The following is a 15,795-nucleotide window of genomic DNA, read 5'->3' as shown; positions in this document are numbered from 1 at the left end:
CATGGCACACAGTTCCGTTGGTTCCCACGACATCGCCGTCGTCGGCCAGGCGTTGCGGCTGCCGGGCGCCCGCACGAGCGACGAGTTCTGGGCGAACCTCGCGGAAGGGCGCTCGCTGATCAGCGAGGTGCCCGAGCAGCGCTGGCGCGCCGCCGACCACGCGGGCGACCCGCGCCGCGACGGCGACAAGACCAGCAGCGTCTGGGGCGGGTTCATCACCGACGCCGAGTGCTTCGACGCCGACTTCTTCCAGGTGTCCCCGCGCGAGGCCCGGCTGATGGACCCCCAGCAGCGGATGGCGCTGGAGCTGAGCTGGCACGCCGTCGAGGACGCCGGCTACCGCGCCGACCGGCTCGCCGGCTCGCGCACCGGTGTCTTCATGGGCGTGTGCCACTGGGACTACGCCGAGCTGATCGAGCAGGAGCTCGACACGATCGACGCGTACTACCCGACCGGCGCGGCGTACGCGGTGATCGCCAACCGCGTCTCGCACCACTTCGACTTCCGCGGCCCGAGCGTCGTCAACGACACCGCCTGCGCGAGCTCCCTGGTGTCGGTGCAGCAGGCGGTGCAGGCGCTGACGTCGGGCGACTGCGACCAGGCGCTCGCCGGCGGCGTCAACCTGATCTGGTCGCCGCGGCACTTCATCGCGTTCAGCAAGGCGGGCATGCTCTCCCCGGCCGGCCGCGCCAAGGCGTTCGACGCCGGCGCGAACGGCTACGTGCGCGGCGAGGGCGGCGGCGTCCTGCTGCTGAAGCGCGCCGAGGACGCGCTTCGCGACGGCGACGCCGTGCACGCGATCATCAAGGGCGTCGGGACCAACCACGGCGGCCGGACCAGCTCGCTGACGGTGACCAACCCGGACGCGCAGGCGCGGCTGATCGCCGACACCTACCGCCGTGCCGGGATCGAGCCGGCGTCGGTGAGCTACGTCGAGGCGCACGGCACGGGCACGCCCGTCGGTGACCCGATCGAGGTACGCGGCCTGAAGAAAGCGTTTGCGGAACTGGGCGACACGAGTTCCGGCCAGCACTGCGGCATCGGCTCGGTCAAGACGAACATCGGGCACCTCGAAGGCGCCGCGGGCGTCGCCGGGATCCTCAAGGTGATCGCCGCGATGCGGCACCGGGCCCTGCCCGCGACGGTCGGCTTCGAACGGCTGAACCCGCTGATCACGCTGACGGGCAGCCCGTTCCGCGTCGTCGACGAGCTGTCGGAGTGGACAGCGCCCGACGGCTCGCCGTTGCGGGCCGGGGTCAGTTCGTTCGGCTTCGCCGGGACGAACGCCCACGCGCTGCTGGAGTCGCCGTCCCCGGTCGAGCCGTCCGGACCGTCCGAAGAGGACGAATGGCTGCCGGTGTCGGCGATGGACGACGAGCGGCTGCGCGAGACGTGCGCCGGACTCGCGGTGTGGGCCCGGACCCGGCTGGCGTCGGGTGACGTCATAGCGGTCGCCGACATCGCCCACACCCTCCGGCACGGCCGGGTGCCGATGCCCGCGCGTGTGGTGTTCCGCGCCCGCGACCTCGAAACCTGGGCGGGGCAGCTGGAGAGCGTCGCGGCGGGTTCGTCGCCGGACGACTGCGTGGCCGGTGGTTCCGCCGCCGAGCTGACCGGCGGCCTCGACGAGGCCGACGTGACCGAGCTGGCGGCCGCCTGGCTCGCGCAGGGCCGGCTGGAGAAGTTCGCCCGCGCCTGGGCGCACGGCCTGCCGGTCGACTGGTCGGCGTGGCCCGCGACCGGCCGCCGGGTGCACCTGCCGGGCTACGCCTTCGCGCGCACGCCGTTCTGGTTCCGCCCGCTGGAAGCGGGCCACCCGTCGCTGGGCGAAGGCGTCGAGGAGGACGGCGGGTGGACGTACCCGCTGACGTTCCACGCCGGGCAGGACGTCATCCGCGACCACGTGGTCAACGGGGTTCCGGTGGTGCCGGGCGTGGCCGTCCTCGGGCTGGTCCTGGCCGCTTCGCCGGTCGAGGTCCCCAGCGTGCGCAACGTGGGCTGGATCCGTCCGCTGACGGTGCCGGGTCCTCGCCTGGACGTCCGGCTGCGGCTGGTGCCCGCCGGCGACGGCTTCGACTTCGCGGTGCTCGACGAGGCGGGGGAGCGGTACGTCTCCGGCCGCCTCGTCCCGGGGACCCCCGGCGGCTCTGCTGCCGGTGACCTGGCCGCCCGGTTCCCCGCGGACCTGGCCGTCGACGGCGGTTACTCGGCGTTGCGCGCGAGCGGCGTCGAGCACGGCCCGGCACTGCGCGGCCTCGAGTCGGTGTCCCGTGGTGCCGATGGCGTTCTGGCCCGGATCCGGGTACCGGCCCAGGCGGCGCCGGGCTGGCTGCTGCACCCCGTGGTGCTGGACAGCGCCCTGCAGGCGGTCCTGGCGCTGGGGTCTTCGGACTGGCGCACCCCGGTGGCGGCCAGCGTGCCGTTCGCGCTGACGGAGCTGACGCTGCTCGGTCCGGTCGGCCGCGTCACGCAAGCGGTCCTGCGCGGCACGGAGTCCAAAGTGGACGTCGACCTGTACGGCGAGGACGGCGTGTTGTGCGCCCGCCTCCGCGGCTACACGCCCCGCTCCCTGGCCGCCTCGACGGCCCCCGCCACTCCGGCTCATTCGGTCGCTCCGGCCGCCGAAGGCGACCTCATCGAGGTGCGCCAGGCGTGGCACCCCGCGCAGGCGGTCGAGACCGGCCGGACTGGGCCGCTCGTGGTGCTCAACGCACTGCTCACCGACAGCCCCGAAACGGCGCAGCGCCTGGACGCGGAGATCCTCCCGCTGACCGGTGCCACGTCGTCCCGCACTGGCGCGCAAACCGCCGCCGAGGCCGCGCAAGCCGCGTTCGACTCCTGCTACCAGCACCTCCGCGACCTCTTGGACCGGCCCGGCAGCGCCACCCGGACCGTGCTCGTCGTCGCGCCCGGCTCGCCCGATGATCCCGTGTACGCCCCGCTCGGTGCGGTCTTGAAGTCACTGCACAAGGAGAACCCCGCCGTCCGCGGCAAGCTCGTGCTCGTCGACGGGCCCGCCGACGCCGCGCGGTTCGAAACGATCGTCCGCACCGAGGCCGCGACTCCCGACATCGAGGTCGCTTACGACCGCGCCGGCCGGCGGCTGGTGCGGGAAACCGTCGAACTGGCCGCCACCGACGGCGAATCGCTGCTGCGCGAGCAAGGCGTCTACTGGATCACCGGCGGCGCGGGCGGCGTCGGGACACTGCTCGCCGATCACCTGCGCGAACGCTACAACGCGACCGTCGTGCTCAGCGGCCGCCGCGCGCGGCCCGAACTGCGCGGCTACCACCAGGTCGACGTCACCGACGCCGCCGACGTGCGCCGGGCCGCCGCGGCGATCAACGACCGGCACGGCCGGATCGACGGCGTCTTCCACGCCGCCGGCGTCCTCGCCGACGGCTACCTCGTCGCCACGCCACTCGAAGCCACCGCGCCGGTGCTCGCGCCCAAGCTCGCCGGGACCGCGCACCTCGACGCCGTCTGCCGCGAGCACGGTGTCGGCTTCCTGACTCTCTTCGGCTCGGTCGCCGGCGCCTTCGGCAGCGCGGCCCAGACGGCCTACGGCGCGGCGAACGCCTTCCTCGACGCCTTCGCCGCCCGAGCCGACGGCTACGCGGTCCGCGTCGTCGACTGGCCGTTGTGGGCCGAGGGCGGCATGAGCGTCGACAAAGCGACCGAGGCGTACCTGCGGAAGACGACCGGCACCGTCCCGCTGCCGACCGCCGCCGGGCTGGCCGCGCTGGAGCGCGCACTGCAGGTCGACGCCCCGCCGCAGCGCGCCGTCCTCCACGGCGAAGCCGGCAAGCTCCGCCGGTACGCGGGCCTGACCCGCGACATGCCCGTCACCAAGCCGGCGACGACGTCGAAGGTGGACGACCGCACCCTGACCGCGAAGACCGAGGACCACCTCCGCCGGCTCTTCGCCGAGCTGACCGGCCGAGAACCGGACCACATCCGGGCCGACCAGAAGCTGGAGCGCTACGGCATCGACTCGCTCATCGTCGTCGACGTCACCAGCCGCCTCGAAGACGACTTCGGCTCGCTGCCCAAGACGCTCTTCTTCGAGTACGTCGACCTCCGCGGCGTCGCCGGCTACCTGATCGACGAGCACCGCGACCGCCTCCAGGAAATGTTCGGCAGCCCGGAGCCGGAGACCCCGGAGCCGGAGACCCCGGCGGTCGTCGAGAAGTCCGAGGCACCGGCGCTCGCGCGCGTCGTCGAACGACCCCGCGAAGACACCCACGACATCGCGGTGATCGGCATGGCCGGTCGCTACCCGGGCGCCGACACCCTGGCCGAGTTCTGGGACCTGCTCAGCGAAGGACGGCACAGCTTCGAACCCGTCCCGGCCGACCGCTGGCGCCACAGTGACCTCTACTTCGACGAGCGCGACGTCCCCGGCAAGACCGTCGTGAAGGCCGGGACGTTCCTGCGGGACATCGACGCCTTCGACCCCCGTTACTTCTCGATCTCCCAGCGGCAAGCCGAACTGCTGTCCCCGGAAGTCCGGCTGCTGCTGCAGTCGGGCGTCACCGCGCTGGAGGACGCCGGCTACTCCCGCGAGACGATCCAGCGCCGCTACGAGGGTGACGTCGGCGTGCTCGTCGGCTCGATGAACAACAGCTACTCGCTCTACGGCTTCGAAAACCTGCTCACCCGGGGCACCACCACCAGCGGCAGCGAGCTCGGCGTCTTCGCCAACATGCTGTCCTACTTCTACGGCTTCACCGGCCCGTCGATGTTCCTCGACACGATGTGCGCGTCGTCGTCGACCTGCGTGCACCAGGCCGTGCGGATGCTGCGCGCGGGCGACTGCCGGATGGCCGTCGTCGGCGGCGTCAACCTGATGCTGCATCCCTACGACCTGATCGCGACGTCGCAGGCGCACTTCACCAGCAAGTCCGCCGACCTCCTGCGCAGCTACGGCATCGGCACCGACGGCACCGTCCTCGGCGAAGGCGTCGGGATGGTCGTCCTCAAGCCGCTCTCGGCCGCGGTCACCGACGGCGACCACGTCTACGGCGTCATCCGCGGCAGCGGCATGACCAACGCGGGCGTGCGCAACGGCTTCACCGTGCCCAGCCCGGCCCAGCAGGGTCGCGCCATCGAGAAGGCCCTGGACGACGCGGGTGTCGACGCCCGCACGATCAGCTACCTCGAAGGCCACGGCTCGGCGACGTCGCTGGGCGATCCGATCGAGATCCGCGGCGCGACGAGCGCGTTCCGCCGCGACACCGCCGACCGCGGGTTCTGCGCGCTGGGCTCGGTCAAGTCGAACGTCGCGCACCTGCTGTCCGGCTCGGGGATCGCCGGTCTGACGAAGGTGCTGCTGCAGCTGAAGCACCGCACGATCGTCGAGTCGCTGCACTCGGAGACGCTCAGCCCGGCGATCGACTTCGCCGACACGCCGTTCGTCGTCCAGCGTGAGCGCGCGGAGTGGCCGCGCCCGGTCCTGAACGGACAGCCGGTGCCGCGCCGCGCGGGCGTCACGTCGATCGGCGCCGGCGGCGCGAACGTGCACCTCGTCGTCGAGGAGCACGACGGCGTGGCCACGGTGCCGGACACGGGCCGGCCGCGGCTGCTGGTGTTCTCCGCGACCACTCCGCAGGCCTTGGGGCGGGTGCTCCGCGACGCGCACGCCTACGTCCGCGCCGAGCGCCCCGGCCTGGACGCGCTCGCGTTCACCCTGCAGACGGGCAAGAACGAGCTGCCGTGCCGCCTCGCGTTCGTCGCCGAGGACGCGGAGACGCGCCTCGCCGAACTGTCCGAAGTGGACTGGAGCGGCACCGCGCCGGCGGGCGTCCGGTTCACCCCCAGCACGATGGGCGTGTCCGAGACCCCGGACCCGGACGTCGTGACGCGCGCGCTCGCCGACGCCGACCTGCCGGTGCTGGCCGAAGCCTGGGCCGCCGGCGCGGACGTCGACTGGGACGTCCTCTGGCTCGCGCGTCCGGCCAAGCTGTCGCTGCCCGCGTACCCGTTCGACAAGGTGCGCTGCTGGTACCCGGCCTTCGACGACGCGCCGAGCGTCCTGAACCCGCTCGCCTTCGCGCGGCGGGAGCACCCGTGGGTCGGGGTGAACCGGTCCGACCTGAGCGGCATCCGCTACCGGCTCGCGCTGCGCGGCGACGAACTCCTCGACTACACGTACTCGGTCCGGCGCGACCGCCGGTACGCCACCGTCGCGCTGCTGGACGGCGTGCTCGCCTTCGCCGAGGTGGCCGGTCTCGACGGCGAGTGGGCCGTCCGTGACGCACGCTGGGGCGAGCTGCCCGCGCCGTCGGCCGAGGAGCAGCTCGACTGGCGGCTGGGCACCGGACACCGCGTGGAACTGCGCACTTCGGCCGGGGTGTCGGTGTTCGGCGCCGACCTCGTCCCCGCCCCGGAACCCGAGGACGAGGCCCCGGTGACCGCGCCTCTTTCGCTTGACCAGGACGCCTTCTACGCGCGGCTCGCCGAACTCGGTGTCGATCCCCGGCCGTACGCGAAGGCGGTCGAGGGGGTCGCCGAGATCGACGGCCGGCTGCTGGTGCGCGTCGCCGAGCCCGCGACCTGCCAGGACCCGGGGAAGCGGCGGGTCCGCGTCCCGGCCTGGGTGTTCGCCGGGCTCGTCCAGGGCGTGCAGCACCTGTCCGCCGACGCCGACGTCACCATCCGGCGCCTCGGCTCGCTGACCGGCCGGAACCTCGACCGCACCCGCGCGGTGCTGCTGGAGCGCACCGGGGACGCCGTCTTCGACGTCCGCCTGCTCGACGAGGACGGCCGCGTACTGGGCCGCCTCAGCGGCGCCGACTTCGGCACCGGCGCGGACGCCCCGGTCGCCGGCCGGACGGGCCTGACCGGCACGGTCCGCCAGACCGTCGCCGAGCTGCTCAAGGCGGACCCGGCCGAGATCGACCTCGACACGCACTTCCCGGCGTTCGGCTTCGAGTCGATCACGCTCGCCGCGCTGGCCACCGAGCTGGGCGGCCGGCTCGGGATCGACCTGCGCCCGTCGGTGTTCTTCGAGTTCCCCAACATCCGCGGTCTCGTCGAGGCGCTGGCCGAGCAGGTCGAGGAACCGGCGGTGTTCACGGCCGCCGCCCCCGCCACGACAGCGGCACCCGCGCCGGCCGCCTCGCCGATCGCACCCGAGCCCGGCGACGGCGTGGCGATCATCGGGGTCGCCGGCCGTTTCCCCGGCGCCGACGACCCCGACACCTTCTGGGAGCGGCTGCGTGCCGGCACCGACCTGGTCTCGCACTACCCGGGCGACCGCTTCGACGACCGCTACGCCGAAGTCGTCGCCAACGCGGACTTCCCGAAGTTCGCCGGCCTCCTCGACGGCGTCGACCGGTTCGACGCGGACTTCTTCGCCGTCTCACGGCTGGAAGCCGAGCTGATGGACCCGCAGCAGCGCCTCGCACTGGAAACCGTCTGGACCGCTCTCGAAGACGGCGGCTACCCGCCGGTCCGGCTGCCCGGCGACACCGGCGTCTTCCTCGGCGTCTCCGGCCACGACTACCACCACCTGCTCAACGCCGGCGGCGTCGCGCCCGAGGGTTACACCGCCACCGGCAACTCGCACGCCGTGCTCGCCAACCGCGTCTCGTTCCTGCTCGACGTCCACGGCCCGAGCGAGCCGATCGACACCGCCTGCTCCAGCTCGCTCGTCGCCGTGCACCGCGCGGTGGAGAGCCTGCGGTCCGGACGCTGCGAGATGGCCATCGCGGGTGGCGTGAACCTCCTGCTGAGCGTGGACACGTTCGCCGCGACGCAGACCGCCGGGATGCTCAGCCCCGACGGCCGCTGCAAGACCTTCTCGGCCGGCGCCGACGGTTACGTCCGTTCGGAAGCCGCCGCGGCGGTCCTGCTGAAGCCGCTGTCCGCCGCGCTGCGCGACGGCGACGTCGTCCACGGCGTGCTCCTCGGCAGCGCGGAGAACCACGGCGGCCGTGCCGCGTCGCTCACGGCGCCGAACGCCGCCGCGCAGGCCGCGGTCGTCCAGGCGGCGATGCGGGGCGTCGACCCCGACAGCGTCGGTTACGTCGAGGCGCACGGCACCGGCACCGCGCTGGGCGACCCCGTCGAGGTCGACGCCCTCACCCGGGCCTACCGGAACCTCGGGGCCTCGCCCGGCCGGACCCGCGCCCTGGGCTCGGTGAAGGCGAACATGGGCCACGCGGAAGCGGCGGCCGGCCTGGCGGGCCTGCTGAAGGTGCTTCAGCAGATGCGGCACCGCGAGCTGCTGCCCGTGCTGCACTGCGCCGAGCTGAACCCGCACCTCGCGCCCGACGGCTTCGAGGTGGTGCGCGAGCTGCGCCGCTGGGAACCGGTGACCGACGGCGCCGGCCACGAGCTGCCGCTGCGCGCCGGGGTCAGCAGCTTCGGCTTCGGCGGCGTCAACGCGCACGTCGTCGTGGAGGAACCGCCTTCGCGCCCGCAGCCGGCTCCGGAGTCCGGTCCCCAGGCGATCGTGGTGTCCGCCCGGGACGCCGACCGGTTGCGGGAGCGCGTGAGTGCCCTGCGCGACTTCGTGGTCAGCCACGACCTCTCCCTGGCGGACCTGGCCTTCACGCTGCAGGTGGGCCGGGAGGAGATGGAACACCGGCTGGGCTTCGCCGCCTCGAGCGTCGAAGAGGTCGTCGCCGGGTTCGACGCGTTCCTCGCCGGACGGCCCGGGCCGCACACCGGCACCCTGCGCCGGGCGCGTGGGGCCGCGGTGCGCCGGGACCGCACGGCGGACCCGGAGGTCACGGGCGCCGGCCTCGACCGCGTCACCGCGTTGTGGTGCGAAGGCCGGACGGTCGTCTGGGAGGACCTGCACCCGGCCGGACGCCGGATCCTGCGGCTGCCGACCTACCCGTTCGCGCGTGAGCGCTATTGGGTGCCCGAGGCGGCCGCGCCGCCCGCCGCTTTCGACGTCGACGCGCGCGCCGCGTTGCTGGAAGCCGTGCTGGCCGACCAGGAGAGCCCCGATGTGCTCGATACCCCGCGTCTCGTGACGGGAGCGACCTCATGACCCTGCGCGTGCCCACCTGGCGCCGCGAACCGGCCGGCCCGACCACGCTGCCCGCCGGCGCGCGACGGCTCGTCATGACGTGCGACCTGCCCGGTCGGCTGCCGGGCGTGTCGATCGCCGCGGTGGAGACCGGCGGTGACGACGCCGCGACCGCGTACGAGCGGGCGTCGATCCGGCTGTTCGGCGAGCTGAAACGGCTGCTGTCCACAGGGGACGGACGACCGTGCGTCGTCCAGGTCGCCTGCCGCGCGGGGTCGGTGTTCCCGGGCCTGATCGGGCTGCTGCGCACCGCCGCCCAGGAGGAGCCGGCGCTGCGGGTGCAGCTGGTCGAGTTCACCGGCGAGCCGGCGGACCTCGATGCCGCGCTTTCCGGCCCGGGGGAGCACGTGCGGTTCACCGCCGAGGGCCGCTTCGTCGCGGACTGGGAGTCCGCCGCGCCGGGTACCGGACGCGCCTGGAAGCCCGGTGGGGTCTACCTGATGACCGGCGGCGCGGGCGGCATCGGCCGGCTGCTCGCCGCGGACCTCCCGCCGGACGCCACGCTGGTCCGATGTGGACGGTCGCCGGCCGGGCCGGGGGAGTACCGCGAGGTGGACGTCACGGACGCGGCCGCGGTGCGCGCGCTGGTCGAGGAGGTCGTGCGGACGTACGGGCGGCTCGACGGCGTCCTCCACGCGGCGGGCGTGCTGCGTGACGGCTACCTGATCCAGGGCTCCTACCAGGACTTCCAGGCGGTGCTGGCGCCGAAGGTCGCGGGCCTGGTCTCCCTGGACGAGGCCACACACGACCTGCCGCTGGACTTCTTCGCGGCGTTCTCCGCGGCGGCCGGGACGCTCGGCAACGCCGGCCAGGCCGGCTACGCGGCCGCCAACGGCTTCCTCGACGCCTACCTCGCGCAGCGCAGCGGGCCCGGCGTCGGCGTCTCGCTGGGCTGGCCGCTGTGGCGCGACGGCGGAATGCGCGTGCCGCAGGAGGAACTGCCCGAGCTGGCCGAACGCTTCGGCCCACCGCTGGAGACCGGGGCCGCGCTCACCGCCCTGCACGGAGCGCTCGCGCTCGGTGCCGCCCACGTCGTGATCACCGGGGAAGGGAACCACATGACCGGCCAGGACGACCTCCGAGCCCGCGTCCTCACGCGGCTGAAGGACCTGATCGCCGAGACGATGCGCCTCGACGCGACCCGCCTGGACGCCGAAGCGCCACTGGACGGCTACGGCATCGACTCCCTCACGGTGACCCGGTTGAACCGCCGCTTCACCGAGTGGTTCGGCGCGCTGCCGAAGACGCTGCTGTACCAGTACCCGACCCTCGCGGCGCTGGCCGGCCACCTGGCGGAGCGCCACCCGGAGGGCTGCACCCGCTGGCTCGACGACGCCCCCGCCCCCGCCCCCGCGCCCACCGCCCCCGCGCCCACCGCCGCCGCGCCCACCGCCCCGGCGAGCGAGACCGGCGAGCGGGTTCCGGCGGGTGCTCTGCCGCGGCTTGTCGTGAGTGGTAATGCGGGTTCTAACCCTCATCACCACTCACGACCGGCCGCCGGCGAACCCATCGCCGTCATCGGGATCAGCGGCCGCTATCCGGACGCCCCCACGCTCGACGCCTTCTGGCAGAACCTCCGCGCGGGCCGCGACAGCGTGCGCGAGATCGAGCGCTGGCCCCTCGACGGCTTCTTCCAGCCCGACCAGCAGCGCGCCGTCGAAGAGGGCGCCAGCTACAGCAAGTGGGGCGGCTTCCTCGACGGCTTCGCCCGCTTCGACGCGGCCTTCTTCGGCATCGCCCCGCGCGACGCCGCCGACATCGACCCCCAGGAACGGCTCTTCCTCGAAACCGTCTGGTCCGCGCTCGAAGACGCCGCCTACACCCGGGAACGGCTCGCCGACCAGCACCAGGGCCGCGTCGGCGTCTTCGCCGGCGTCACCAAGACCGGCTTCGACCGCAACCACCCGCCCGCGGTGAGCGGGCCCCGCCGCGCGCCGCGGACGTCGTTCGCCTCCCTCGCCAACCGCGTCTCCTACCTGCTGGACCTGCGCGGCCCGAGCCTGCCCGTCGACACGATGTGCTCGGCCTCGCTCACCGCGATCCACCAGGCCTGCGAGCAGCTGCGCCACGGCGCGTGCGAGCTCGCCATCGCCGGCGGCGTGAACCTGTACCTGCACCCGTCGACCTACGTCGAGCTGTCCCGCGCGCGGATGCTCGCCGCCGACGGCCGCTGCCGCAGCTTCGGCGACGGCGGCGAGGGCTTCGTCCCCGGCGAAGGTGTCGGCGCGGTCCTGCTCAAGCCCCTGGCCGCGGCCGAAGCCGACGGCGACCCGATCCACGCCGTCATCGTCGGCTCGGCCGTCAACCACGGCGGCCGTACCAACGGCTACACCGTCCCGAACCCGCGTGCGCAGGCCGCCGTCGTCCGCGAGGCCCTCGACAACGCCGGGCTGACGTCGGCCGACGTCGGCTACGTCGAGGCCCACGGCACCGGCACCCGCCTCGGCGACCCCGTCGAGGTCGACGGCCTGACCCAGGCCTTCGCGGACACGCCGGCGGACTGCGCGCTCGGCTCGGTCAAGTCCAACATCGGCCACCTGGAGGCGGCGGCCGGCATCGCCGGGCTGACGAAGGTGGTGCTGCAGCTGGAACACGGCGAGCTGGCGCCCACCCTGCACGCCGAGCGGACCAACCCGGACATCGACTTCGCCGCGACGCCGTTCACGCTGACCCGCGAAGGCGGCGCCTGGCCCTCGACCGGCCGCCGCGTCGCCGGGATCTCCTCGTTCGGCGCGGGTGGCGCGAACGCGCACGTGCTCGTCGCCGAGTACCAGCGCGCCGCGACGCCGACGCCGCCGCGCCACCCGGTGCTGCTCCCGCTGTCCGCGCGGACCGACGCCGACCTGCGCGCCCGCGCCGCCGCCCTGGCCGCCTGGCTCGACACGCGGGAGACGCCGGATCTCGCCGCCATCGCGGCGACCCTCCAGACCGGCCGCGAGGCCATGGACGAGCGTCTCTGCTTCGTGGCGCGCAGCGCGGCGGAGTGGCGCGAGCAGCTGGGCGCGTACCTGTCCGAGGTCGCCGACGGACCGTGGTGGCGCGGAAAGGTCCAGGCGAGCAAGGAAACCCTGGCCGCGCTGACCCGCAAGCCCGAGGTGCGCGCGCTCGTCGGGAAGTGGGTCGCCGACGGCGCCTGGGGCGAGCTGGCCGCGTTCTGGACCAAGGGCACGCCCCTCGACTGGTCCGAAGTGGACAGTGCGTCGACCCGGGTGCACCTGCCCGGCTACCCCTTCGCCGGGCCGGAGTTCTGGTTCGAGCCCACCGGGATCGAGCCTCCGCGCGAGGAGCACGCCGACGCGCAAGACGTCCTGCTGGCCGAACTCGCGGACATCCTGCAGATGCCGGCCGCCGACATCGAGCGGCACCGGCCCTTCGCCGACTACGGCCTCGACTCGATCCTCGGCGTCAGCCTCGTGCACCGGCTCAACGAGACCCTCGGCACCGAGCTCGACACCACGGACCTGTTCGACCACGGCACGGCCGACCGTCTCGGCGCGTTCCTGGCCGGCGCCCGGCCCGTGTCCAAGCCCGCTGCCTCCGCGAAGGCCGACGACGCGATCGCCATCGTCGGCCTGGCCGCGCGCTACGGCGACGCGGAAACGCCCGAGGCGCTGTGGGCGCACCTCACCGCGGGCACCGACCTCGTCGAGCCCGTCACGCGCTGGCCCCTCGCCGGCGACGTCACCTGCCGCACCGGCAGCTTCCTGCGCGACATCGACCACTTCGACCCGGCCTTCTTCGGCATCTCCGGCGTCGAGGCGACGGCGATGGACCCGCAGCAGCGGATCTTCCTCGAACAGTGCTGGAACGCCCTCGAAGACGCCGGCTACACGGGGGAGCGGCGGCTCGGCGGCCGCACCGGCGTGTACGTCGGGTGCTACGCCGGGGACTACGGCGAGCACCTCGACCGGACGGCCCCGGCGCAGGCGCTGTGGGGCACGATGGGCTCGGTCGTCGCGTCGCGGATCGCGTACCTGCTCGACTTCACCGGCCCGGCGCTCACCGTCGACACGTCGTGCTCCAGCTCGCTCGTCGCACTGGACCTGGCGTGCCGCGACCTGAAGGCGGGCACGGCCGACGTCGCGATCGCCGGCGGCGTGTTCGTGCAGACGACACCGCGGCTGTACGCGTCGGCGACGCGCGCCGGCATGCTCTCGCCGTCGGGCCGCTGCCGCAGCTTCGACGCCGGCGCCGACGGGTTCGTCCCGGGCGAAGGCGCGGGCGCGCTCGTGCTCAAGCGGCTGGCCGACGCCGAACGCGACGGCGACCACATCCACGCGATCGTCCGCGCGTCGGGCGTCAACCAGGACGGCACGACCAACGGCATCACCGCTCCGAGCGCGGCCTCCCAGGAACGGCTGCTGCGTGAAGTCCACGCGGGTCTCGACGGTGTCCAGCTCGTCGAGGCGCACGGCACCGGCACCCAGCTGGGCGACCCGATCGAGTTCCGCGCGCTGTCCCGCGTGTTCGCCGACGCGTCGCCGGGCAGCATCGCGCTCGGCTCGATCAAGACGAACATCGGGCACACCCAGTTCGCCGCGGGCGTCGCCGGTGTGGTGAAAGCGGTGCTGTCCCTGCGCCACCGGACGATCCCGGCGTCCCTGCACTTCGACGCGGCCAACGCGCGGATTCCCTTGACGGGCAGCGCTTTCACGATCCCGACCGCTACGGCGTCGTGGCCTGCGCCTGCGCACGGCCCGCGACGGGCGGCGGTCAGTTCCTTCGGCGCGAGCGGCACCAACGCCCACGTCGTGCTCGAGGAGTACCCGCGGACGCCGTCCGCCGACGTGCCGGGGGAGCAGGCGTTCCTGCTGTCCGCGCGCTCGCCGGAGGCTCTCCGATCGGTGGCCGAACGGCTCGTCGCGCACCTGGAGCGTGAGACGTGCCTGGCCGCGGCGGAGCTGGCGTACAGCCTCGCCGCCGGGCGCGCCGCCCTGCCGCACCGGCTCGCGGTCGTCGCCGACGGGACCGCGGCGCTCGCGGACCGCCTGCGCGCCTGGCTGTCCGGCACGGCCACCGACGTGCTCACCGGCGAGGTCCCCGCCGACGCCCAGCCGGGCGCGGTGAGCCCGTCGACGGCCCGCGACCTGGCGGGAGCCTTCGTCCGCGGGGCGATCGCCCAGGTCGCCGAGGCCTTCCCGGCAGCCGCGCGCCGCGTGGTCCCGGCGCCGACGTACCCGTACGAGCGTCAGAGCTACTGGCCGGCGGCCGTTCCGTCCGAGGGTCTGCCGCGGCTTGTCGTGAGTGGTAATGCGGGTTCTAACCCTCATTACCACTCACGACCCTCAGCGGACCTCACGCCTTCCGCGTACCGGGTCCGGCTCACCGGGGAGGAGTTCTTCCTCGCCGACCACCACGTCAACGGCCAGGCCGTCCTGCCCGCCGTCCTCTCCCTGGAGTTCGCGCGGCGCGCCGTGACGCCGGGCACCGCGTTCACCCCGGCCGGCCTGCGTGATCTCGTCTGGAGCGCGCCCTTCCCGGTGGACGCCACCGGCGCCGACCTGACCGTCGAGCGCGAAGGTGCCGCCTTCCGCATCCGGCGTGACGCGACCGACGTTCACGCCCAGGGCCGGTACGCCGAGCCGGAAACCGCTGACACGGTGCCGCTCGACGCGGTGCGCGAGCGGTGCACCGCCCGGTCGCTCACCGCGGCGCAGTGCCGCGCGGCGCTCGACGCCGTCGGCATCCGCCACGGCGCCCGGCTGCGGGCCCTGGACCGGCTCGCCATCGGCGACGGCGAGGTACTGGCCAAGCTCGTCGTGCCCGCCGCCGCCCGCGGCGCGGACCTCGCCGTGCACCCGGCGCTGCTCGACAGCGCCGTGCAGGCGGTCGTCGGCCTGTTCGGCGACCCGGCCGGCACACTCGCCGAACGCGACGGCCGGCCCGCGCTGCCGTTCGCGGTCGACGCCGTCGACATCCTGACGCCCACCGCCGAGACGATGTGGGCGCACGTCCGCCGCGCCACCGACAGCACCGAAGTGACCACAGTGGACATCGACGTCTGCGACGACGCCGGCCGCGTCGCGGTCCGCCTGCGCGGGCTGGCCTTCCGCCGCGTCGCGGAGACGTCGTCGCTGCGCACGGCGCTGCTCGCCCCGGTGTGGGACGCGGTGTCCGGTGCCGGAGAGCCCGCGGTCGGCTCCCGCCCGGTCCTCGCCGGCGGCGACGCGGCCGAGCGGGCGGCGTTCCTGGCCGCGTTCCCCGGGGCCACCCTGCTCGACGGAGACCTCCCCGCCGACGTCGACCACGTCTTCTGGCTGCCGTCCGGCGACGGCGTCCTGAGCGTCTTCCGGCTGGTCAAGGCCCTCCTGAACGACGGCGCGGACGGTCGTGAGATCGGCTTCACCGCCGTCACCCGGCAGGCGTGCCGGGTGCCCGGCGACCGGACCCTCGACGCCACGCACGCCGGCGTGCACGGCCTGCTCGGCTCCGTCGCGAAGGAGTACCCGCACTGGCAGGTGCGGATCGTCGACGTCGCCGCGGACGAGCCGGTGCCGTGGGACGCGGTGGCGAACCCGCCAGCCGGCCCGCACGGCGTCGTCGCCGCCCGGCGGCACGGCGAGTGGTTCCGGCCGCGGCTCCTGGAGGTCGCCGACACGCCGTCCGACACGCCGTCGGCGCCCGGTGGGGTCGTCGTCGCGATCGGCGGCGCGGGCGGCATCGGCACCGTGTGGACCGAGCACCTGCTGCGCCGCCACGGCACCCAGGTCGTCTGGATCGGCCGCCGTCCGCTCGACGCGGAGATCGCCGCG

At 74.2% G+C, this 15,795-nt stretch carries 2 protein-coding genes (1 of these 2 only partly in view); both read left to right on the top strand.

Translation table 11 applies throughout. The annotated features are described in order from the left end of the window. The first annotated feature begins 1 nt into the window (after position 1). Positions 2-9,004: an SDR family NAD(P)-dependent oxidoreductase gene (locus tag OG439_RS19885; RefSeq protein ID WP_326950857.1), complete on the top strand. Its 9,003-nt coding sequence runs from the start codon at positions 2-4 to the stop codon at positions 9,002-9,004. Continuing rightward, positions 9,001-15,795, top strand: the beginning of a protein-coding gene (locus OG439_RS19880) for an SDR family NAD(P)-dependent oxidoreductase (protein ID WP_326950856.1). Its footprint extends 15,813 nt past the window's final position; 6,795 of the gene's 22,608 nt are visible here — the first part of the coding sequence; its start codon is at positions 9,001-9,003; the stop codon falls past the right edge of the window. The genes OG439_RS19885 and OG439_RS19880 overlap by 4 nt, the downstream gene beginning before the upstream one ends.

Origin of the sequence: Amycolatopsis sp. NBC_01307, assembly GCF_035975215.1 — a bacterium.
GTDB lineage: Bacteria > Actinomycetota > Actinomycetes > Mycobacteriales > Pseudonocardiaceae > Amycolatopsis.
This window is presented reverse-complemented; position numbering and strand designations above follow the sequence as displayed.

What these genes read in the sequence shown, in the direction of transcription:
- OG439_RS19885 (WP_326950857.1), top strand. Translation starts at nt 2, where the DNA reads ATGGCACACAGTTCCGTTGGTTCCCACGACATCGCCGTCGTCGGCCAG.